Source organism: Pseudomonas sp. Pf153, assembly GCF_001269775.1.
In the GTDB taxonomy this organism is placed as follows: Bacteria; Pseudomonadota; Gammaproteobacteria; order Pseudomonadales; family Pseudomonadaceae; genus Aquipseudomonas; species Aquipseudomonas uvaldensis.
The window spans coordinates 94,304-116,620 of sequence record NZ_LHVL01000006.1 but is presented as its reverse complement, the minus strand read 5'-3'; the positions used below and the strand labels follow the sequence as shown (position 1 = coordinate 116,620).

Annotated in this window: 19 protein-coding genes; 7 read left to right on the top strand and 12 right to left on the bottom strand. The window is 59.7% G+C overall.

The window, feature by feature from the left end; all coding sequences use genetic code 11:
* Positions 1-8: 8 nt before the first annotated feature.
* Positions 9-1,028: a hypothetical protein gene (locus AD666_RS01420; RefSeq protein WP_156315903.1), complete on the bottom strand. Its 1,020-nt coding sequence runs from the start codon at positions 1,026-1,028 to the stop codon at positions 9-11.
* 175 nt (positions 1,029-1,203) lie between these two features.
* Positions 1,204-2,625: an amino acid permease gene (locus tag AD666_RS01415; protein ID WP_053146812.1), complete on the bottom strand. Its 1,422-nt coding sequence runs from the start codon at positions 2,623-2,625 to the stop codon at positions 1,204-1,206.
* A 546-nt stretch (positions 2,626-3,171) separates the two neighbouring features.
* On the opposite strand from AD666_RS01415, the gene AD666_RS01410 reads away from it, so the two are divergent.
* A complete protein-coding gene (locus AD666_RS01410; protein ID WP_053146810.1) occupies positions 3,172-6,279 on the top strand; it encodes a transglycosylase domain-containing protein in 3,108 nt (1,035 codons plus the stop codon).
* A gap of 67 nt (positions 6,280-6,346) precedes the next feature.
* Here the strand turns inward: AD666_RS01410 and AD666_RS01405 are convergent, their stop codons facing one another.
* The 7 genes from AD666_RS01405 to AD666_RS01375 all read right to left on the bottom strand — a co-directional run bounded on the left by AD666_RS01405 (position 6,347) and on the right by AD666_RS01375 (position 14,081).
* Positions 6,347-6,838, bottom strand: coding sequence for a CS1 type fimbrial major subunit (locus AD666_RS01405; protein WP_053146807.1), 492 nt, complete (start codon positions 6,836-6,838; stop codon positions 6,347-6,349).
* An 86-nt stretch (positions 6,839-6,924) separates the two neighbouring features.
* Positions 6,925-7,407 carry a CS1 type fimbrial major subunit gene (locus AD666_RS01400; protein ID WP_053146805.1) on the bottom strand — a complete coding sequence of 161 codons (483 nt, stop codon included), beginning with the start codon at positions 7,405-7,407 and terminating at the stop codon, positions 6,925-6,927.
* A gap of 44 nt (positions 7,408-7,451) precedes the next feature.
* Entirely contained in the window at positions 7,452-8,195 is a 744-nt protein-coding gene (locus tag AD666_RS01395; RefSeq protein WP_053146804.1) for a pilus assembly protein, read from the bottom strand.
* A gap of 59 nt (positions 8,196-8,254) precedes the next feature.
* Positions 8,255-9,502 (bottom strand): hypothetical protein, encoded by a 1,248-nt coding sequence (locus AD666_RS01390; RefSeq protein WP_053146802.1) that lies wholly within the window; start codon positions 9,500-9,502, stop codon positions 8,255-8,257.
* Positions 9,503-9,540: 38 nt separating this feature from the next.
* The gene (locus AD666_RS01385; RefSeq protein ID WP_053146800.1) at positions 9,541-10,797 is read right to left on the bottom strand and encodes a hypothetical protein; all 1,257 of its coding nucleotides are present in this window, start codon (positions 10,795-10,797) and stop codon (positions 9,541-9,543) included.
* A 137-nt stretch (positions 10,798-10,934) separates the two neighbouring features.
* Positions 10,935-13,469 carry a CS1-pili formation C-terminal domain-containing protein gene (locus tag AD666_RS01380; RefSeq protein ID WP_053146799.1) on the bottom strand — a complete coding sequence of 845 codons (2,535 nt, stop codon included), beginning with the start codon at positions 13,467-13,469 and terminating at the stop codon, positions 10,935-10,937.
* A gap of 120 nt (positions 13,470-13,589) precedes the next feature.
* Positions 13,590-14,081: a CS1 type fimbrial major subunit gene (locus AD666_RS01375; RefSeq protein ID WP_053146797.1), complete on the bottom strand. Its 492-nt coding sequence runs from the start codon at positions 14,079-14,081 to the stop codon at positions 13,590-13,592.
* A 434-nt stretch (positions 14,082-14,515) separates the two neighbouring features.
* On the opposite strand from AD666_RS01375, the gene AD666_RS01370 reads away from it, so the two are divergent.
* The 4 genes from AD666_RS01370 (at position 14,516) to purT (ending at position 17,623) form a co-directional block, all read left to right on the top strand.
* Positions 14,516-15,085: a PadR family transcriptional regulator gene (locus AD666_RS01370; protein WP_053146794.1), complete on the top strand. Its 570-nt coding sequence runs from the start codon at positions 14,516-14,518 to the stop codon at positions 15,083-15,085.
* The gene (locus AD666_RS01365; RefSeq protein WP_053146792.1) at positions 15,082-15,867 is read left to right on the top strand and encodes a siderophore-interacting protein; all 786 of its coding nucleotides are present in this window, start codon (positions 15,082-15,084) and stop codon (positions 15,865-15,867) included. Before AD666_RS01370 ends, AD666_RS01365 begins: the two co-directional genes overlap by 4 nt.
* A 4-nt stretch (positions 15,868-15,871) precedes the next feature.
* Complete coding sequence (locus AD666_RS01360; protein WP_053146790.1) at positions 15,872-16,339, top strand: preQ0 transporter; 468 nt, start codon at positions 15,872-15,874, stop codon at positions 16,337-16,339.
* A 102-nt stretch (positions 16,340-16,441) separates the two neighbouring features.
* Positions 16,442-17,623: a formate-dependent phosphoribosylglycinamide formyltransferase gene (purT, locus tag AD666_RS01355; RefSeq protein ID WP_053146787.1), complete on the top strand. Its 1,182-nt coding sequence runs from the start codon at positions 16,442-16,444 to the stop codon at positions 17,621-17,623.
* 105 nt (positions 17,624-17,728) lie between these two features.
* Here purT and AD666_RS01350 read toward each other — a convergent pair whose 3' ends face one another.
* Positions 17,729-20,143 (bottom strand): glucose/quinate/shikimate family membrane-bound PQQ-dependent dehydrogenase, encoded by a 2,415-nt coding sequence (locus tag AD666_RS01350; RefSeq protein WP_053146785.1) that lies wholly within the window; start codon positions 20,141-20,143, stop codon positions 17,729-17,731.
* Between the two features lie 488 nt (positions 20,144-20,631).
* Here AD666_RS01350 and AD666_RS01345 point away from each other — a divergent pair, with 488 nt between their 5' ends.
* Complete coding sequence (locus AD666_RS01345; protein WP_053146783.1) at positions 20,632-20,862, top strand: VF530 family DNA-binding protein; 231 nt, start codon at positions 20,632-20,634, stop codon at positions 20,860-20,862.
* A 3-nt stretch (positions 20,863-20,865) separates the two neighbouring features.
* Entirely contained in the window at positions 20,866-21,519 is a 654-nt protein-coding gene (locus AD666_RS01340) for a Pr6Pr family membrane protein (RefSeq protein WP_053146781.1), read from the top strand.
* A gap of 47 nt (positions 21,520-21,566) precedes the next feature.
* Here AD666_RS01340 and AD666_RS25735 read toward each other — a convergent pair whose 3' ends face one another.
* Both AD666_RS25735 and AD666_RS01335 read right to left on the bottom strand, forming a co-directional pair.
* Positions 21,567-21,782: a DUF1289 domain-containing protein gene (locus tag AD666_RS25735; RefSeq protein WP_082339628.1), complete on the bottom strand. Its 216-nt coding sequence runs from the start codon at positions 21,780-21,782 to the stop codon at positions 21,567-21,569.
* On the bottom strand, positions 21,779-22,303 hold the full coding sequence (locus tag AD666_RS01335) for a gamma carbonic anhydrase family protein (protein WP_053146779.1): 525 nt from the start codon (positions 22,301-22,303) through the stop codon (positions 21,779-21,781). Before AD666_RS01335 ends, AD666_RS25735 begins: the two co-directional genes overlap by 4 nt.
* Positions 22,304-22,317 lie beyond the last annotated feature (14 nt).

The window sequence follows — 22,317 nt, the reverse complement described above, 5'->3', positions numbered from 1 at the left end:
TTGAACGGTCATCGCGACTCGAAACCACCAAACCACATATCCGGCGCCGAGGCATTGTGTTTCGAAAGAGTCGAGCGTCCGACCCGGATGTCCTTCACCTCCGAGCGAACGAACGCCATAAGATCCTCACTGACCAATCCGCGCTCGCCTCGTCGGTGAAAAAAAACTTGCGAGGCGTCCGCATTGTCGGGAGCAACATACATCGAGCGAATGGCGACGATTGGCGCATCGGCTGGCGATGGGCGGCTGTGGGAATAGTCCAAGACGGCGCGCTGTTGGTTGATCTCGACGATTTTCATGCTGCCATGTGAACCGTCTTGGTAGTTCAGCTCAAAGGTCCGGCTGGCGGGATTGAACTGGACTTTCAGTAAGTCGACCACAGGTCGCGATGTTTCTTTAATGGGTCCTACCAGAAAAGAACTGCCATAGGCACCGGAACCCAAATGAGACACCGGGAGCGGTTTGAGACGCCAGTACCCATCCGTTGGGTAAAGTACCAGAAACTCCTCGGGAGGATGTTCAGATTGGCGAGCGTCCTTGAGGTAAACCTGAATCAAATGAATATTGCTTCGGTGAACACCGCTGACACTGACATCCACAACGCTGGACCGCCAGAATCGCTCCAGCGTATTGCCCATCACCAAAAGTTCATTCGACTCCCACAACACCATTCGCTTGGGGGTGAATCTGAACACCGGATCCTGGGCATTGCCGCTACCGTCAAATGAACAATCCGAAAAATCAGGTGCCGAGCGGTCCGACACCAGCGATTCGATGTAGCCAGGGTGCAGCGCTTCAATCCGAAACCTCTGGATATCACGACTCATCAGCTTCACATAAACATTATCTTCTTCGGCACAGCGCGTTGGATATGATGCATTAATAGCGGTTACCCAATCGTCGCCCTCAGCCGCTCTTGTGCATTCGGTCGATAACGCAGAAAACGCCACAAGGCACGCTGCACACCATGATTTCTTTTGGGGTTTAACAGAAAACTTGAATGTCGTTGAACTGTCTGTACATCCCATAGAAGTTTCCTTGGGCCAGGATGGATGACTGACGTTAAGCCCCATTCAAGTCTACGGTCTACTGTCAGCTCTGACAGTAGACAACCGGCCCCGGAAAGCCTTGTCGGAAGGACGACACCGTGCATAAGAAAAAGCCCCGACCATCGGACCGGGGCCCTCTTTCACAAGGCTGGACCTAAGAAGCCGAATTCACCGCCTCCTGCCCCTCCCCCGTCGGCTGCAACTTCAAACCATAAAACAACACTGTCAACACCACCAGGAACGCCGGCCCCACATACAGCGCCACGCGCGTATCCGGGAAGTACGCCATCAGCCCCACCACCAGCACCAGGAATGCCAGCGCCAGGTACGAGCTGACCGGGTACAGCCACATGCGGTATTTCAACGCGGCACGCTCGCAAGCGCTTAGCCCTTTGCGGAACTTGAGCTGGGCCAGCAGGATCATCGCCCAGGTCCAGATCGCGCCGAAGGTGGCGATGGAGGTCACCCAGACGAAGACTTTTTCCGGCACCAGATAGTTGAGCAGCACGCCCAACAGCAATGCGGCGATGGACAGCAGCAACGCGCGACGCGGGACGCCGTTGGTCGAGGTCTTGGCGAAACCGGCCGGGGCCTGGCCGTTCTGCGCCAGGCTGTAGAGCATCCGCCCGGTGCTGAAGATACCGCCGTTGCAGGAGGACAGCGCGGCGGTGATCACCACGAAGTTGATGATGCCGGCGGCGGTCTTGATGCCCAGGCGCTCGAAGGTCATCACGAAGGGGCTGCCCTGGGTGCCGATCTCGTTCCACGGATAGATCGACAGGATCACGAACAACGCACCGACATAAAACAGCAGAATCCGCCAGAACACCGAACCGATGGCGTCGGGGATGGTTTTCTGCGGGTTCTTCGCCTCACCGGCGGTCAGGCCGATCATCTCCACGCCCAGGTAGGCGAACATCACCATTTGCAGCGACATCAACACGCCCTGCACGCCGTTGGGCATGAAACCGCCATGGGTCCAGAGGTTGGAAATGCCCAACGCCACGCCATCGTTACCGAACCCGAAGGCGATGATGCCCACGCCGCCAATGACCATGGCGATGATGGTGACGATCTTGATCAGGGCGAACCAGAATTCGAATTCGCCGAAGGCCTTGACCGCGATCAGGTTGATCGAGCCCATGCTGACCAGTGCCGCCAAGGCCCAGATCCAGCGGGGCACGTCGGGAAACCAGACGCCCATGTACACCGCCACCGCGGTGATCTCCGCCACGCAGGTCACCAGCCACAGGAACCAGTAGTTCCAGCCGGTCAGGAAACCGGCCAGCGGGCCGAGATAGTCCTGGGCATAACGGCTGAACGAACCGGCCACCGGATTGTGCACGGCCATCTCGCCGAGGGCGCGCATGATTACCAGGATCGCCAGGCCGCCGATGATGTAGGACAGCATGATCGCCGGGCCGGCCATTTCGATGGCTTTGGCCGAACCGAGGAACAGCCCGACACCGATGCAGGCGCCAAGCGCCATCAGGCGGATGTGTCGCTCGCCGAGCTCACGTTTGAGCGGACCACCCTGAGCGGTCTCGCCATGGGGCAGATGATTGCCGACAGGCATAGGGATACAACCTCGTTTTGTTATTGGATTAGCCACCGAGTGTCCAAAGCCGCAGACCGGTAAGCCTGCCGCCTTGCCGAAACCGGGTCTGTCTTGTGGGCAGACCGTCCTGTGGAACGACAACCTCAGGATCAGCGGGTCGTGCAGTATAAAAAGCCAGGGATAGAGAGATTCACTGTAAAACCTGGAAATTTCAGGGATAAGCCTCCGCCAGAATCAGCTTTTGGAGAGGTGTTATCTGAGATTCAGGTCATTCGAAAACGCCGCCGAGTATTGCACAGTGACGGTACAGCGTCATGTTTTGGTATAGGGTGATGGCTCTGGCACGAGGCTTTCCGGACACCGCTACCCGTTATGGGGACTATCTGTACGAGGGATTTATCTGTGTGAGGGACTTATCTGTGATGAGGGGATTTATCCGCTCGCCACAAAGAGCGGCGAGTGGAAGTCATGACAGACCGTACCCACAATTTCCCCTCCCCCCGCGCCAACCACCGTCTAAGCTTCAAGCAAGTCCGATCAATCTGCGTGAGTGGATCAGTGACTATGGGCGCTTTGTGGCAAACCGATTCGAGTAAACCTGTGGTCCCGACTGAACGTATGGAAGAAGCGCCTTTACCCCAAAAAAATCGCCGTGCCCGGCATGGCTGGCGGGCTTTCTGGTTGTTGCTGCTGATTATCGCGGTGGTGGTCGGCCTGGCGGCCGCCAAGGAGATGCGCACTTCAAGGTTCCAGGCCAGTGAACTGAGCCGGTACGCCGGATCCCTGAGCTATTCGGTGCAGCCAGGCCCCAGCGATGCCATCGTCTATCCCGGCGACGGGCCGTTCGACCGGCGGTTGGGCTACAGCGCCCTGGGGGAGTTCCTGCCGCGATTGCTCAAGCGCAATTACGTGATCCAGGCCCAGGCGCGGTTTTCGCCGGCGTTGATGGACTATGTCGACAAAGGGCTGTTCGTCCCCTACCCGGAAAAGATCCAGGCCGGCCTGACCATCACCGATTGCCGCGCAGCACCGCTGTATCAGTTCAAGTACCCGCAACAGTTGTATGCGAGTTTCGACGCCATCCCGCCGGTGGTGGTACAAAGCCTGCTGTTCATCGAGAACCGCTTCCTGCTCGATCCCCGCTACCCCGAGGCCAACCCGGCAGTGGACTGGCCGCGCTTCGGCATGGCGGCGTGGTCACAAGTGGCCAAGATGTTGAGCCTGCCTGGGCAATCCGCCGGGGGCAGTACGTTGGCGACTCAGCTGGAAAAGTACCGCCATTCCCCCGATGGACTCACCGTTTCCGGCGCGGAGAAAATCCGCCAGATGGTGTCCGCCAGCGTGCGCGCCTACCAGGCCGGCCCGCAAACCCTCGAGGCGCGGCAACGGATCATCCGCGACTACCTCAACAGCGTGCCGCTCTCCGCCGTTCCGGGTCATGGTGAAGTACACGGCATGGCTGAAGGCTTGCGGGTCTGGTACGGCGCCGACTTCAAACGCGCCAACGAACGGCTGTTCAACGACGCTACCGACCCACGGAGCCTGGCTGAAAAAGGCCTGGCCCTGCGGGAGATGCTGTCGCTGATGATCGCCCAGCGCCGCCCTTCCCATTACCTGTCCAAGGGCCGCGACGAGCTGGCGAACCTGACCGATAGCCATCTCCGGCTGCTGGCACAGAACGGTGTGATCGATGGAGCCCTGGCCGATGCAGCCCTGGCGAGCAAGGTCAGTTATCGTGACTGGGTCCTGGACCCGACGATCCAGCCCATCGAAACCAATAAAGGTATCAGCGCAGCTCGCAGTCGCCTCGCCACATTGCTCAACCGCCCGCTGTACGATCTCGACCGCCTGGACCTGTCGGCCACCAGCACATTGCAAAACGACTTGCAGGCCCAGGCTACCGAGTACCTCAAGCGCCTGGCGGACCCGACTTTCGCGACCGAGATCGGCCTGATGGGCGAACGCCTGCTGACCCCGACCAGCACCACTCAGGTACGCTACAGCTTCACCCTGCTGGAACTGACCCCGGACGGCTCGCGGGTACGGGTACAGACCGACAGCACCGACCAGCCCTTCGATATCAACGAAGGCAGCAAGCTGGAACTGGGTTCCACCGCCAAGTTGAGGGTGCTCACCACCTACCTGCAAATCATCGCCGAATTGCATGAGCGCTACGGCCAGCAAACGCCGGCCGAGCTGAAGAAAGCCGACATCGCTGACCAGGACCGCCTGTCCCGCTGGGCCGTCGACTACCTGATTCAGAACAGCGACCGCAGTCTGCCGAAGATGCTTGAAGCGGCCCTGGACCGCACCTATTCCGCCAGCCCCGGCGAGGCGTTCTTCACCGGTGGTGGGCTGCACACCTTCCATAACTTCCGCAACGAAGACAACGGCCGCAACCCTACCCTGCGCGACTCCCTGCGCGAATCGATCAACCTGCCGTTCATCCGCCTGATGCGCGATCTGGTGCGCTACGCCACCTACGCCGGCCCCAACAACAGCGCCGAACTGCTCAAGGACGACAGGGACCCGCGGCGCCAGGAATACCTGGCCCAGTTCGCCGACCGCGAAGGCACTTCGTTCCTGCTCAAGTTCTGGAAGAAGTACCAGAAGAAGGACACCAGCCAGCGTCTCGAGACCTTTCTCGACAGCATGCACCCCACCGCAATCCGTCTGGCCGCGGTGCACCGCTATTTCTTCCCCAACGACAGCCAGGAAAGCTTCAACCGCTTCGTGCGCTCGCATCTGAAATCGGCCAAAAGCGTCGAAAAACTCACCGATGAACGTCTGGAGCGGCTCTACCAGAGCTACGGCCCGGGCGCTTACGACCTGCCGGACCAGGGCTTCATCGCGAAAGTCCATCCGCTGGACCTGTGGTTGATGGGATATTTATTGAACAACCCCGACGCCAAATTCAGTGAAATCGTCAAGGCCAGCCAGTTCGAACGCCAGGAGGTCTACAGCTGGCTGTTCAAAAGCAGGCACAAAAGCGCACGGGACAGCCGCATCCGTACCATGCTGGAGATCGAAGCGTTCCTGGATATCCACCAGCGTTGGCAGAAAGTCGGTTACCCGTTCGACCATCTCGTACCGTCGCTGGCCACCGCCATCGGCAGTTCCGGCGACCGCCCCGCGGCGCTGGCGGAGCTGGTGGGCACGATCCTCAACGACGGGGTCCGGCAGCCGGCACTGCGAATCGACAGCCTGCATTTCGCCGCCAACACACCCTATGAAACGCAATTGATCAACGACCCGGACAACGGCAAGCGGGTAATGCCCGTCGAAGTGGCGCGGGCCTTGCGCGGGGCGTTGTCCCAAGTAGTCGATGCCGGTACCGCGAAACGGGTGGCCGGAAGTTTCAAACTGGCGGACGGCACGCCATTACAAATGGGCGGCAAGACCGGTACCGGCGACAACCGCATCGAAGCCATCGGTCCCGGTGGACGGGTGATCAGTTCCAAGTCGATCAACCGCACCGCCACCTTCGTGTTCTACATTGGCGACAGCCATTTCGGCACCCTCACCGCCTATGTCCCAGGGGCCTCGGCGCAAAACTTCAAGTTCACCTCGGCCCTGCCGGTGCAGGTGCTCAAAGGCATGGCGCCGTTTCTCTCGGCCTATCTGCAACCAGGCAGTCACACCCAGTGCAAGCCGTTGATGGCACGACAGTGAGTGACGGCAGACTCATTATGCAGCCCAACGGGATGGTGCGACATGTCGCCAAATCCCTCACCCAAAATCAGAGGGTAACCCGAGGGACCGCATCGTAAATCACCGTGAATTGGCCGGTGTACAAGCCCGGATTACGTTCGACCGATATGCCGTTATATTGGATGAGCATTTCGGCCTGAGTGCCTGGCGTGGAGGAGGCATCATCGACGACTTCCTGAGGCACGCCATTGAGGAATACATCGTTGAACTTAACGGTCAGAGGAATACGATCCCTGCCATTGTCCAGATAGGCCCTGCCCTCTTGAATATAGGCATGGACCGATCCGTCGGTATTCTTCACGTCGAAGGTCTGGCGTACGGCGCTCAAGGAATTATTCGCGGGGTTGTAATGCATGACCTCGTCTCTGCCGAAATCTGGATTGCGTGGCTGCACATGGAACTGCTTGTTCGGAACATTCGCCGTGATATGGATGGATGTACGCGCATCATCAGCCGCCAGCACCCACGAAGGATTCAGGCCTGCAGCAACCAAGGTCGCGGCCATCATTTTCTTTAACATGCTTGATACCTCTTTCTGAGTAATAAAACGCAATACACACGCCTCGCCACGGGGCCTCATTTCGCCCGGTGTTTTAGCCACGGTGCTCACGGCGCAACAGCATCGAAGACCATATGCACCGTGCCGTAGTAATCCCCCGTCCTGTATCCATCACCGGGCTTGATCGCGGCGATTTCCAACGGCACCTGGCGTCCAGGCCTGGCCTCCAGAGCCGTCACGACCTGGGTCGAGTCCAGGGTCAGCTCGACATTGTTGAACTTCACCCTCAAATCGATACGGTCACGGCCATTGGACAAGTAGGCTTCTTCACCCAGGCGTGCACCGATGGCACCGTTGCTGTTCTTCACCTCGTAAACCGCCCGCAGCGGGCTGAGCTCGCTGGTGATAGAGCTGAACGGTAAGCGTTGCTCACGTTGTACCAACTGCGGGTCGAGGGGCAGCACGTAAAAATCGATCGTCGGAATGGTCACGTGGAGCTCGAAGGTTTCCCGCTCGACCGCTCCCCAGGCCAAGACCCAAGGCAGCATCAAGGCGGTCAACGCAAGAGGGTGTAGCAATGACTTGAACATAGTGATTACCTGTGGCGTCTGCGACGGTTCGTCGACGGAGACCGTCAACCCTTGATCTCGACGGCTTGGCTCTTGTCGCCCTCGATCAGCGTGAAGCGGTATTCACGCCCCGATTCCTTGTCGAACGAAAACGTGCGCCCTGCCATGATGTGGTGCTTGGTCGTCGGCCGGCAGTCGTTGTCTTTCTGCGCGTCGCAATCCTTGAACTCATCGATCACCACGACGCTGTTGCCGTTGTTGCGCATCAGGTAACGATTGGCGTTGTCGTCGATCACGGTCTCGAAGCGGGTGTCCTTGGGCCTTACGAAAAACACCGTGCCGTAGCCCGCCAGGACCTTGACTCCCGCCGCCACGCGCTCCTTCTTGTACGCTTCGCGCTCCTCGGCGCTGACGGCAAACTCATCCTCGGCCTCCGGCACCACCGGCACGAAACGCACCCGGAAATAGCGTTCCTTGTCTCGGTTGCCCATGAACAGCAACCGGGTGCCCTGCATGCCATTGGCCGGCACGATCAGGCGCGCCGGGCTGGCCATCAGGCCATCCTTGGCCGTGGAGTCGGGCTGACTCTGGATGGGCAATTCCTGGTAGCTGCCGTCCTCGTTGTAGACGATCTCCAGGATGTTGACCTTGACGAATGCCGTGGACGTTCCGCCGTTGAATACCCGCTTCATGTAAGTGCTTTTGTCGCCGTCGAGATAGTCGTAGACCACCCCGACACCAATCTGCGGCCCGGCCTGGGCCAGGCTGCAAAACAGAAGAAACCCAACCCATGCCAATAGATGCTTCATCACTTCATAACCTCATGCATTAAACGCAATTCACTGAATATCATTGGCCCTCAGGCCGCTCAGACTTCCGAATCCCAGATCACCGTGACGTTGCCGGTATAGGATTCGGCGCGACCATCCAGCATTTCCTCAACGCTGGCGCGTGCAACTTCGAAGTGCAGAGTTCCCGACCTGCGATCGATGTAAATACCCGGTTGAAACAACTCGGTGCCATTGCCGTCAAGGAACAAGCGGCGACGATTGACCGGTTGCCCTGCGGCGTCGGTCACCCCCTCAGGCAAGGTCACGCTGATATCCACCGGTACCGCATGACCGGAACCGACTTGCGAGACCGCACAGGTATTGCCGTTGGGGTATTGGCACTCAAGCAGCATCTTGAAACGAGAGGACGTGGAGATATGGAAGCGCTGATCCCGTAACAACCGCGTCGGCTTGCGTCCGCTGTTCAGCCAGGCTTGCCATCCTTCCTGAGGAACCAGTTCCACCCGGTTCCCGCCGGGGGGCACCTCAATCTTGAGTGCATGATCAACTTGAAGGGTAAAGTTGAGTGTGAGCGCCGAATCATCCGCGACCATCACATCACCCAGGTCGAGGTCCTGACCCGGCCCGATGCTGTAGGTCAGCGTTCCCGTGTACTGGCCGGCCGACATTTTCAACGGGTTTGGCGTGCGCAACTCGTAGGCAAAGTCAATGCTGTGGTAACTCATCCTGGGGATCGCATAACGTGCCGTCTTGGCACACACGCCGACTACCGGCGCCCTCCAGAAAAAGTCGTAGGTCACATCAGAGTAAAAACCAAGACCGCTGTATCGACAGGGTGAAGGGGCTTCGTCCCAGGCCGCACCGCCCCATAACATCCTGTGAGCCACCGCGGAATTAGGCTCTCCACCTACCAGGTTGCCGACTCCGTCAGGGAGTCGTTGTTGCGCCCCAATACCCGACCAACGCACTTCAAGGGTCTCGGTTTCGCCCGTACCGGAATGGGTGACTTGTAACTGGCGCCAGTTGGCGGGCACGTTAAACATCGCGCCTTGCCGGGGATCTTCATGATTCGCCTGGATAGGCCTGCTCAAATTGACGACGATGGGCAGCATGAGGCTGAACATCCCTGACGCCCTGCATTGCTCCGGGTATCGCTGGCAATAACCGCTGACCGGAGTAGTGTTGAGGAATATATTTTCCTGGGGTTTCGAGGGATCAGGCCTGAATACCGCGGTGATATCCCGGGTCAAGGCATGAGTCGCCGGCAGACAGGCAAACAAAAATGTTGAAACTACACAGTTCGCTAATACCCGTGTTCCTTTCATGCGATGACCTCATATTCAAAATCCGCTGAATAGATTTTTTAAACTTCCGAATCCCAGATCACCGTGACATTGCCGCTATAAGCCTTGGCGCCAGTGTCCAACATCGCTTCGACCTGGGGGCGGGCAACGTCGAAGTGCAGGGTCCCCGAACGACGATCGACGTAAAAGCCCGGCTGAAACATCTCGGTGCCACTGCCATCAAGCAGTAGCCGACGATGGTTGACCGGCTGCCCGGCGGTGTCGGTCAGGCCGTCGGGCAGGCTGACGCTGATGTCCACCGGCACGGCATGGCCAGTGTCGTTTTCGGCGATCGCGCAGGTATTGCCGCTGACGTATTGGCATTCGAGCCCCATCTTGAATCGTGAGGAGGCCGAGATATGGAAGCGTTGGTCACGAAACAGCCGGGTCGGTTTGCGACCGCTGTTCACCCAGGCTTGCCAACCTTCCTGGGGCACCAGGTCGACCCGATTGCCGCCGGGGGGGACTTCGATCTTGAGGGTGTGCTCAACAGTCAGCTTGAAATCCAGGGTGAGTATCGGATCGGAAGGAATCATGACGTCCCCCATATCGAGGTCCTGGCCCGGTCCGACGTTGTAGGTCAACGACCCCGTGTAGAGGCCGCTCGACATTTTCAAAGGGTTTGGGGTCCGCAACTCGTAGGCAAAATCCAGATATTCGTAGGTAAAGCTCGGTATCAGAAAACTGGCTTTTTTGGAGCACGCGGCATCGACCCGGGTTTTCCAGAAAAAACGGTATGTCGTCGCATCCAACCCTCCATGACCGGAATATCCGCAAGGTGAAGGGGGGTTCACCCAGCTATTCCCATACCCACCCCATAACCGGTTATGTGCCAAGGTGATACTGATGTCCGGATTACCTATGAGATTCAGCACGTTCGTTGGAAGTCGATATCTCGAGCCGACCCCTGAAAAGCGTACTTCAACGGTTTCGGTTTCCCCCGTTCCCACATGAGTCACTTGTGCGGTACGCCAATTGGCGGGCACCTTGAACGTCGCCCCTTGCCGATAGTCGGTATGATTCGCCTGGATAGGGCTGACCGAATTGAATGTGATAGGCAACTGAATGCTGAAAATCTTCGTCGCGGCGCAATCCGCTGGGAAGTAGGTGCAATAGCCGGAGATCGGCGTGGTATTGGTAAATTGATTCAGGTTTGGCTTCGAAGCATCGGGCCTGAATATTGCTGTTATATCCCGGCTCACGGCATTGGCCACGGGCACGCACGTAAACAGCAACACCGAAACGACGCCGCGCACTGCAACCGATGAAAATTTCATTAATACAACCTCAAAACCAATCACTACAAACATGCGATGAGCAATCGTCTATGGGAGCAAGGACTGCCCGCGATGCAGGCGCCTCGCTCGTGGCGTGAGTTGCGTTATCCATCGCGAATACGCCTTGCTCCCACTGTTCATGAGCGCTGCTTGCTCGGGGCAGCCGCGACAGTCGAAGTATCGGCCAGGGTATCCGGCGTACAGCGCAAGTCACCGATCATCAACACATCGCCTTCGCGGTCGGCGTTGTCCGGGTCGAGGCGGAACCGGCAAAACAGTTCGCTGCCGTAGCGCACTTCCAGGGTCGGTGAGCTGGCATTCATTTCCATGGAGAAGAACCCATCCGCTTCACTAACGCCGCGACTGGCGTGGTTGATCACGTGATGGCCCCGAAGCGGCTGGCCGTGTTCGTCCACCAGGCGACCGAGCACCGTCACGGTTCTCATCACCTGGACCTTGCGGTAGTCCACCCCTCCTTTGTTCAGGTGATAGCGGGTCCGCGCAGGCTCGATGTTCGCCGCCGGCGGGTGCACGCCGTCGAAGTCGAAGGTCACCATGCTGTTCTTGTAGGCCGTGATGGGGATGAAGTTGCGGCCCGGACGCAAGACAGTACTGCCACCGGTCAAATCGTCGGCACGCAGGGCGACGTCATCCAGATCGGTTTCCACGTCGACGATCATGCCCGCGCCGCGCCCTTGGGGCAGCCCGGTGAAGGCGGTTTTCTGACCGCCCAAGGCCACGGTGCTGCTCAGGTTCAAGCCGCCGGTCAGGTTGTCGTTATAGGAGGAGCGCTGGACGAAACCGTCGCCATAAAGCGAATCGGTCATGAAGCTGGCGATACCGGACAGGCCCATGCCATAGGTGTCGGCCAACGCCGTGGCGGAGACGCTTTGCAAGACGTGATCCTGCAGGTCCCGGCGGTAGGTCAGCGAGGCATTGTGGTCGCGGTCCCCTTCCCGTGATGTGCGGGTGCCGACGCTGCCGGACCAGTACTCGCCCGGCCCACCCAACGCGACACTGACGCTCAGGTCGACGCCGCGATTGCGTCGGTCGGCGGTACTCGAGGTACCAGGGCGGTCGAACACCGATACCCGCCAGTTGGCATCGCTGCCGCGCAGCTTGCCGCGCTGGGTCCAGCCCAGGTCCAGTCCGGTGCCCTGGACATTGCCTTCACTGTAGGCCAGGCGTCCATTGATAGAGGTCTTGTTGCTCAAACGATGGTTGACCGACAGCGAGGAATTGCTGGTCTGGCCGACAAACACGTTGCGTTGGCGGATGCGAGTGCCATCGGGCAGGGTTTCATAGGTATTACGGGTGTCCAGCCAGCTGCGGTTGTGGCTCGCCACGATGCTACCCTGACCATAACTGTACAGGCCTTGCATATCCATGCCGGTGCCATACTGCTGCGTCTCATAGATGTTGGCGTACAGGCTGGTGTTGCTGCCCAGCGACCAATCCACCGAGGTGCCCACTTGCAGTTTGTCCTGCACTTGACGCGTGGAGGCACCCAGGATCACCCGGGGATGCAACAGGTAGTTGAGGCCCACCCCCGCGGTGGTGAAGCCCGAGGGCTGGTCTTCCCAGTTGCTCCACAGCCTGGTTTCGCGCCCGGCGAACAGGTTGTAGCGCCAGCGGTCCTCTGAATTGCTCCAGTTATTGGGTTTGTAGACCAGCTCCTGGCTGGTGGCGGTGGTTTGCCCATCCTCGATCAACCGCACTTCCACTTCATAGATACCGCCGGGCAAGGGCCGGGTGTCCAGGCTCTGCAAGCCGGCGCTGACTGCCTGGGTATTGATCAATAGACCGCTGCGATAAATTTCCACCGAAGCCTGGCGGCTGGCGGTGACATAAATGGGGTAGACGCTGGGCTTGGGATTTTCGACCACCAAGCTGTCGGAACTGCCGTACATCACCCCAAGCGCCGTGTCCGGGTTGGCACCGAACGAACGGATCTGACGGTTCAAGCCATCGGAACTGGGCGTGAAATAACCCAGGCGAAAAAAACTTCCTTCCATTTCCCGTTGGGTGTAAAGCTCGTGGACGGCGTGGTACACCTTGTCGTCCGGGCCACCAAGACGCGAAAGCTGGAGATCCATTGACTGGCTCCAGTTGCCGACGCTGGAACTGGCGTTGAGGCCATAGCGTCCGCCCGTGTCCTGCTCCTGGCCACCATTGATATTCAGTTGGTTGTTGAGAATCAAGCCGAGACTGCCGCCTTCTGGCTGATCGTGATAACGCTTGGTTTCGTTGGCGCGCTCCACGTCCCTGGTCAGGATCGACACCAATGAGTTCTCCAGGCTGTAATGCACAGCCAACAACCCGGCCGGGCAGTTGCCTTCACAAGCCCCCAACCTTTGGCCTTGCTTGAGAAGCTGTTCCCATTGCTCGCGCAGGACAGCTTTTACCGTGCTGTCCTGCGTGTCGTTGAATTCGAGCAGGGTAATGCGATCATCCCGGGACAAGACCACCATGGCCTCACCGAGATACTGTTGATTGAGTTCGACACGAACCGCCAGAGGCACATCGAAAAAGTGCGATTCAAACTCGGCCGGTAGTCCCTTGGCCTGGGCGAGCAGGCTTCTGGGCGTCGTACCCGGGGCAGTCGGCGCAGCCAATGCACTCGCGCACAGCAATAGCGCGAGGGCACCCGCGATGGGTGTCATCGGAAACATCAACGGATTCTCATAATCAACGAATGATCAGGGTGTTTCGGGTGCAAGCCGCCCGGCTCGGGATCGCCAGGCGACTTGCGAATGCCCAAAGAGGTGAAGCTCACGGGGCATCGAACGACATCACGGGGTAACGCGCGGCACGGCGTCGAAAATCACGGTCATGTCGGCGGTGTACAGACCGTTCTGGGTATCCAAAGGCTTGGCCGGGACGATGGTCATGTCAGCCTGTGTCCCTGGAGTGGACGTCGCGTCATCCACCACTTCCTGGGAAAGCGCGGTGAGGGTTACGCCGTTGAAGCTGGTGGTCAGGGCGATAGCATCGCGCCCGTTGTACAGTGCCGCAGGGCCACCTTCGATGTAGGCATGGACCGAACCGTCGGTGTTCTTCACGTCAAAGGTCTGGCGCAACGAGGTCAGCGTGCCGCTGACCGTGTTGTAGCTCATGATTTCATCTTTACCGAAGTTCGGATCACGTGGCATCACATGGAATTGCTGGGTCGGGATGTTCGCCGTGATGTGGATCGAGGAGCGAGCGTCATCGAGGGCGAACGCCGCCGAAGAACCCAGCGCAGCAGCAACCACAGCAGTACCGGATACGAATTGTTTGAGCATGTTGTTAACACCTGTTCTTGGCATAAAGAGAAGGATTGGAGTTGCCGCCCGACATTAACTTTTGCGACACCTCCAACGCCGGGCATGATCGGCTCTCTTCAATTAAAAAAAAGCAGGCAAATTCGCACAATCGTGTAGTAAAACCAGCACACGAAAGAGCGAAAAATACTCGGATCCATATAAAAAACAAGTTTGGATGTCAGAAACAACCCACACTTGCAGTCGCGCCGCGCCATTGCCACATGTCAAGCAAAACCGACGCAAAATAGCGTTATCCGCCTACTTCAACTATTGGGGTAAGGTCGTGTGCAGGATAACTATCGCGCGACGCCATTAGATATATCTTAGTTTCAGGACATCGCCAAGCTCGAAGATATATCTCAGGATAAAAGATATATCTGAACTCTATCTTATGCAGCACGGAGAACAGGCATATGACAGACTCTTATTTTCAGGCCGAACGTGGACAAGACCGCTTCGAACAACTTGCACCCGTTCGTGAGCGTGGCAACCGGGGGCCCCGGATCTTTGCTTCCGGTGAGCTGAAGCTGCTGGTTTTGGCATTGATCGCCGAACAGCCCTGCCACGGCTATGACTTGATCCGCCGCATCGAAAACATGTTCGATGGCGCCTACAGTCCCAGCCCCGGCGTGATCTACCCGACCCTGACGTTCCTTGAAGGGCGCGCGATGATCCATGGCGGCACCGAGGGCGGAAAAAAAAGCTACAGCGTCACTGACGCCGGACGTCTATTGCTTGAAGAGCAGGCGAGCGCGCTGGAAGCCGTGCGGGTGCGTATCGAGGTGAGCAAGCGCACGTTGCGCGGCCATGACCGGCCCCCGGAGATTCACGAAGCGGTGTATAACTTGCGTCATGCGCTGCGCAAGCACCATGGCCGCTGGAGCCCGGAAGAAATCATGCGGGTGCGTGACCTGCTCAACGACACCGCCAAAGCCATTATCGACGGCCACGACCGTCTACCCCTTGCGGAACCTAGCCAATGACAGACATCGATCCAAACACCATTCACCGTGTCAGCCACGAGATCAAGCGTCGGCACCTGCAAGTATTGCGGGTGGTGGATCTGACCTCACGCATGCGCCGTATCACGGTCGGCGGGCCGGAACTGGCCGGGTTCGTCAGCCTGGGCACGGATGATCATGTGAAGGTGTTCTTCCCACAGAACGCCGAGGAACGAGCAGCCCTGGCAACCTACGACCCCAGCGCCGGAAAGGCCCAAGGCCCGCTGCCCCCCATGCGCGACTACACCCCGCGCCGTTACGATCCGGACGCCCTGGAACTGGACCTCGACTTCGTGCTCCACGGCGACGGCCCGGCCGCGACCTGGGCGGCCCAGGCGACACCCGGCCAATACCTGGATATCGGCGGGCCACGGGGCTCGATGATCGTGCCGGACATTTTCGAGAACTACCTGCTCATCGGCGATGAAACCGCCCTGCCCGCCATCGCCCGGCGGCTCGAAGGCCTGTCGCCGAACCGGCGCGCACTGGTGGTGGTAGAAGTGGAAAACGGCGCCGAACAGCAATTACTCCACAGCCCGGCGCAGGTGCATGTGATCTGGGTGCTACGCGAGGGCCGCCATGACAGCCTGCTGACCACCGTGCAACATCTGGACATGCCCGACGGCAAGCTGTACGCCTGGGTCGCCACCGAAAGCAAAGTGTCGCGGCAGATCCGCCGGGTGTTGCTGGATGAAAAACGGCTGGACCCGGACTTCGTCAAGGCCGTGGGTTATTGGAAGGCGGATGACAGCGACGAGGACTGACTCCATGCTTTTCCTGCTCGCCTACATCAGCAGCGTCGTGCTGATCAACTACGCCTTTTCCGCCGCGCCACACCTGGACATCATCTGGTCGGCCTGGGGCGGGCTGGTGTTTATCCTGCGGGACATGGTCCAGACCCGCTTTGGCCATGGCGCCATTGTGGCGATGCTGGCGGCGCTGGTGTTGTCCTACGTGACTTCGGATCCGACCATCGCCCTGGCCAGCGCCACAGCGTTTGCGGTGTCCGAGTGCATCGATTGGCTGGTTTTCACCATCACCAGGCGCCCACTGCATGACCGGCTCTGGATCAGCTCGGCCCTGAGCATTCCCCTGGACACCTTTATTTTCTTCGGCCTGATCGACGCCCTGACGCCTGGCGTGGTGATCACCGCCCTGGCCTCGAAATTCGCCGGGGTTACGGCTGTCTGGCTGATCATGGCCTGGCGCTTGCGTCGACAAGTCATGGCCAATTGAAGCCAAACCCCGCGGTTCATGTAAAATGCCGCGTTTTCTCTCCACGGGAAGCTCGCCCGGCGCGCAACCCTCGATGATCCGCTCCTGTTTGAGGACCTTCAGATGACCCGTATCGGAACTCCATTGTCGCCCACCGCGACCCGCGTATTGCTGTGTGGCAGCGGTGAGCTGGGCAAGGAAGTGGTAATCGAACTGCAGCGCCTGGGCGTCGAGGTGATTGCCGTGGATCGCTACGCCAACGCGCCGGCCATGCAAGTGGCCCATCGCAGCCATGTGATCAACATGCTCGACGGCGCGGCGCTGCGTGCCGTGATCGAAGCCGAGAAGCCTCACTTCATCGTGCCGGAAATCGAAGCCATCGCCACCGCGACATTGGTGGAACTGGAGGCCGAAGGCTTCACCGTGATCCCCACCGCCCGTGCCGCGCAACTGACCATGAACCGTGAAGGCATCCGTCGCCTGGCCGCCGAAGAACTGGGTCTACCGACCTCGCCGTACTTCTTCGCCGACACCGTGGAAGATTACCGCAAGGCTGTGCACACCCTGGGTTTCCCGTGTGTGGTCAAGCCGGTCATGAGTTCGTCGGGCAAGGGACAGAGCCTGCTGCGCAGCGCCGACGACGTGCAGAAAGCCTGGGACTACGCCCAGGAAGGCGGTCGTGCCGGCAAGGGTCGGGTCATCATCGAAGGCTTCATCGACTTTGATTACGAAATCACCTTGCTCACCGTGCGCCATGTCGGCGGCACTACCTTCTGCGCGCCGGTCGGCCATCGCCAGGAAAAAGGCGACTACCAGGAATCCTGGCAGCCCCAGGCCATGAGCCCGGTGGCCCTGGCCGAATCCGAGCGCGTCGCCAAGGCAGTGACCGAGGCCCTGGGCGGTCGCGGTCTGTTTGGTGTCGAGCTGTTCATCAAGGGCGATCAGGTGTGGTTCAGTGAAGTCTCGCCACGCCCGCATGACACTGGCCTGGTGACGCTGATCTCGCAAGACCTGTCGCAATTCGCGTTGCACGCCCGCGCCATCCTCGGCCTGCCGATTCCGCTGATCCGTCAGTTCGGCCCGTCGGCTTCGGCGGTGCTGCTGGTGGAAGGCCAGTCGACCCAGACCGCTTTCGCCAACCTCGGCGCCGCCCTGAGCGAACCGGACACTGCCCTGCGCCTGTTCGGCAAGCCGGAAGTCAACGGCCAGCGCCGCCTGGGCGTGGCCCTGGCCCGTGACGAATCCATCGAAGCGGCCCGCGCCAAGGCAACCCGCGCCTCCCGGGCGATCACGGTCGAGTTGTAAGGCTGCAATAAACCTTGTGGCGAGGGGATTTCTTGCCACAGAGACAAGCTCAAAAAAAGGCGACACCCGCAAAGGTGTCGCCTTTTTCATGAACGCCGGTGTCGCTTAGTCCGGCAGTTTGTAGGCAATCACATAGTCACCCTGCTTCGTACCCAGCGAACCGTGGCCGCCGGCGACGACCAGCACGTACTGCTTTCCGTCCTTGCCGGTGTAGGTCATCGGCGTGGTCTGGGCACCGGCCGGCAGGCGGCCTTCCCACAATTGCTTGCCGTTCTTCACGTCGTAGGCACGCAGGTACTGGTCGAGGGTACCACTGAGGAACGCCAGGCCACTGGCGGTGGTGAACGTGCCGCCCAGGCTCGGTACGCCCATGCTCAGCGGAATCGGTACCGGCGAGCTGTCACGCACGGTGCCGTTCTTGTGTTTCCACAGGGTCTTGTTGTTGGTCAGGTCCACCGCCGCCACGTAACCCCAGGCCGGTGCCTGGCACGGCAGGCCCATAGGCGACAGCAGAGCTTCGAGGATCACGCCGTACGGCGCGCCTTTGTTCGGCTGCACGCCTTCGGTTTCGCTCTTGCGCCCCGGACCACCAGCCACTTCCGCCGCCGGTACCAGTTTGGACTTGAACGCCATGTAGCTCGGGTTGACGAACGCGATCTGGCGCACCGGATCGACCGAGATACCGCCCCAGTCAAACACGCCGAAGTTGCCTGGATAAACGATCGAGCCTTGCAGCGACGGCGGTGTGAACATGCCCTCGTATCGCAGCGACTTGAACTCTATCCGGCAGAGCATCTGGTCGAACGGGGTCACGCCCCACATGTCGCGTTCCTTGAGGACCGGCGGCACAAAGTTCAGGTCGGACATCGGTTGGGTCGGCGAAGTGTAGTCGCCTTCCACCGCACCTTGCGGCACCGGGATTTCCTTGATCGGGACAATCGGCTGGCCGTTGCTGCGGTCGAGCACGTAGATGCTGCCCTGCTTGGTCGACGCCAGTACGGCCGGCTTCACGCCGTCGGCGGTCTTCAGGTCCATCAGAGTCGGTTGACCGCCGACATCCATGTCCCACAGGTCGTGGTGGGTGAACTGGAAGTACCAGCGCACCTTGCCGGTGGCGATGTCCAGCGCCGTCAGGCCGGCGGCGTATTTTTCCGACTCAGGCGTACGCATGCCACCGAACTGGTCGGGGGTCTGGTTGCCCATCGGCAGGTAAAGCATGCCAAGTTTTTCGTCGACGCTGAACATGGACCACATGTTCGGCGAGTTGCGGGTGTAGGTCTGGCCTTCGGCAATCGGCGTGGTCTCGTCCGGGTTACCGCTGTCCCAGTTCCACACCAGCTTGCCGGTGTGCACGTCGTAGGCGCGGATCACGCCGCTGGGCTCGTCGGTGGAGACGTTATCCGTGACGTGGCCGCCGATCACCACCAGGTTCTGGGTGACCGCCGGTGGCGAAGTGGAGTAGTAACCGCCGGCCGTGAAGCCACCGATGTTGGCGGTCAGGTCAACCTGACCCTTGTCACCGAAGTCTTCACACATCTTGCCGGTATCGGCGTTCAGAGCGATCAAGCGGGTGTCGGCGGTCGGCAGGAAAATCCGCCGAGGGCAAACGGTGCTGGCCGGTGTATTGCTGGCAGTACCGGTCGGGCTCTGCTCGGCCGAGGCGTATACCGCGTCGTCGTGGTAGGTCACGCCACGGCAGGTCATGTGGGCCCAACCCTTGAAGTTTTCCGCTTTTTGCGTGGAAAGCTTCGGATCGAAACGCCAGATTTCCTTGCCGGTTTCCGGTTCCAGCGCGATGACCTGACTGTGGGGCGTGCACACGTAAAGCATGCCGTTGACTTTCAGCGGGGTATTTTCCGCGGTGGTCTCACCCGGGTCACCCGGCCCTGGCAGGTCGCCGGTGCGATAGCTCCAGGCCTGCTCCAGCTTACTGACATTCTGCGGGGTGATCTGTGCCAACGGCGAGTAACGATCGCCATGAGCGCTACGGCCGTAGGAATTCCAGTCGCCGTCGGGCATGGCCGGTGCGGTGTTGGTCATGCCCGGTACGCTGTCCCGGTCCAGTTGGCCCTTGATTTCACCGGGATTGGTGAACTGGCTGGCCAGTGCGACAACACCGGCGATGACCACGGAGGCGCCCAATGCGCGGGTGCCCATCGGCGAGGCGTCGGTCGTCAGCAACGGGCGCCGAAACCACGGCAGCAGCAGGACAATGCCCAAGGCAAACAACATCGCCAGGCGCGGTACCAGTTGCCACCAGTCCAGGCCCACTTCCCACAACGCCCACACGGTGCTGGCGAACAGCACCAGTGCGTACAAGCCCAGGGCAGCACGATGGGCCATGAACAGCAGTACGCCGGTCAAGACCAGGCCGATACCCGCCAGCAGGTAATACCACGAGCCGCCAAGCGTGCTCAGCTTGACCCCGCCCGCCAACAGGGCCAGGCCCATCAATAGAAGCAGCATGCCGAGCAGGCTCGGTAGCAGACGGCTTCGACTCAAAGCACCCTCAGTGCTCATAGTGTGATCTCCGTGAGGTTTTAAAGAGTCCCGCGCAAAGTGTCACTGTAGATGACGATCCTTTGGGGGCATGGTTCAGTTAAAAGTGTCCGGATGTTACGAATCCCCTGTGGGAGCGGGCTTGCTCGCGAAAGCGGTGGATCATTCGACTAATGAGGCTGAGTATGAAATCGCTTTCGCGAGCAAGCCCGCTCCCACAGCAAAAGTTGTTCGCGGCAGATACAGAGACAGCGCTGTCTTTCAAGATTGGAAGTAGAACATCGAGAACAGCGAAAAGGCTCTGTCACGCAACAAGAAACGTTTCAGTAAGCCGCGCAAGGATAATGTTCTGTTACACATAGAGAAAGCGCTTTTGTTGACATGGATCGTTTCGCTTTCGGTAACAGTGGGCACAAGGCAAGCGCGTCGAGACGCAACTAGGCTTCCACCTTGAGGGCACCTCGGCTAAGGTGCGCCGCTTTACCGTCTCATTCGCGCAAAGGCCCTCCATGAACGAACAAAACAACAACCCGCTGCACGGCGTGACGCTGGAGCAGATCCTCAATGCCCTGGTCCAGCATTACGAGTGGTCAGGGCTGGCCGAGCGCATCGATATCCGCTGCTTCAAAAGCGACCCGAGCATCAAGTCGAGCCTGACGTTCTTGCGCAAGACGCCGTGGGCGCGGGAGAAGGTCGAGCGTTTGTACATCAAGTTGATGCGTACCAAACGGCCGGTCTGAGTCGTGGGCTTCGATCCGGGTTGTCAGCGCACGCTGCGCCAGCGCTTCGTGTCGGTGACTGCGCTGCTGGGCTGGGTGGGGTTGAGCATCCAGCTGTATCTGATCCTGCTGGGCCGGTGGGAATTGGGCGCAAGCCTGCTGGGCGGACTGGTGAACACCTTCAGCTTCTTCACGGTACTGACCAACATCCTGGTAGCGGTGGTGCTGACCTGGGAACTGACCGAACGACCCTCCGTCGTGCGGCGCTGGTTCCTGCTGCCGAGCGTGCGCAGCGGTATCGCCGTCAGCATCGCCCTGGTCGGCCTGGCCTACAACCTGCTGCTGCGCCATCTCTGGCAGCCCGACGGCTGGCAGTTCGTGGCCGACGAGTTGCTGCACGACGTGGTGCCGTTGTTGTACGTCGTCTATTGGTGGCTGTGCGTACCCAAGGGCACCCTGCGCCTGAGACATATCGGGTTATGGGTAGTTTATCCCGTGGTGTATTTCGCCTATCTACTGTTGCGCGGTGATTGGCTTGCGACCTACCCTTACCCGTTCATCGACGTGGCGAGCCTGGGTTATCGACAGGTGTTCATCAATGCCGGGGGGATATTGGCGGGGTTTGTGGTGATTGCGCTGGGAGTGGTGGGGTTGGATCGGTGGAAGGGGCGTCACTGAACAGACCTTAGTGGCGGGGATTTATCCCCTCACCACAGGGGGTTGTTTCAACTTCCAGACCGTGCAGGCAGTGTCCACACCATCCCACTGGCCTTCGCCCGCTCATGGCACAACGCAAGCACGCTGCGCCGCTCGTCATTGTTCATCCGGCTCCAGCGGGTGATCTCCGCCACGCTCCGTTGGCAGCCGATACAGATATCATCATCGTCCAGCGAACAGATGCTCACGCAGGGCGAAGGCACCGGGCGTTCGGGGGTGGTCATTCTTCCTGCTCCGCCAGGTCGCGGGCGTAGCGCTGGGCGTTGTGCACGTAATGGGCCGCGCTGGCCTGGAGCATTGTCTTCTGGGCGTCGGTCAGTTCCCGCACGACCTTGCCGGGCGAGCCCATGACCAGCGAACCGTCAGGAATTTCCTTGTTTTCGCCGATCAGCGAATTGGCGCCGATGATGCAGTTCTTGCCAATCTTCGCGCCATTGAGAATCACCGCATTGATACCGATAAGGCTGTAATCCCCCACCGTGCAGCCATGGAGCATGGCGTTGTGGCCGATGGTCACGCCGGTACCGATGGTCAGCGGAAAGCCCATGTCAGTGTGCATCACCGTGCCGTCCTGCACGTTGCTGTTCTTGCCGATCAGGATCAATTCGTTGTCGCCGCGCAGCACGGCGTTGAACCAGACATTGGCGCCCTCTTCGAGACGAACCTTGCCCACCAGTGTCGCGTTGGGCGCGACCCAGCTTTGTGGATGGGCTTCGACACGGGCATCGCCCAGGCGGTATTTCATGACGATCCTCGGGC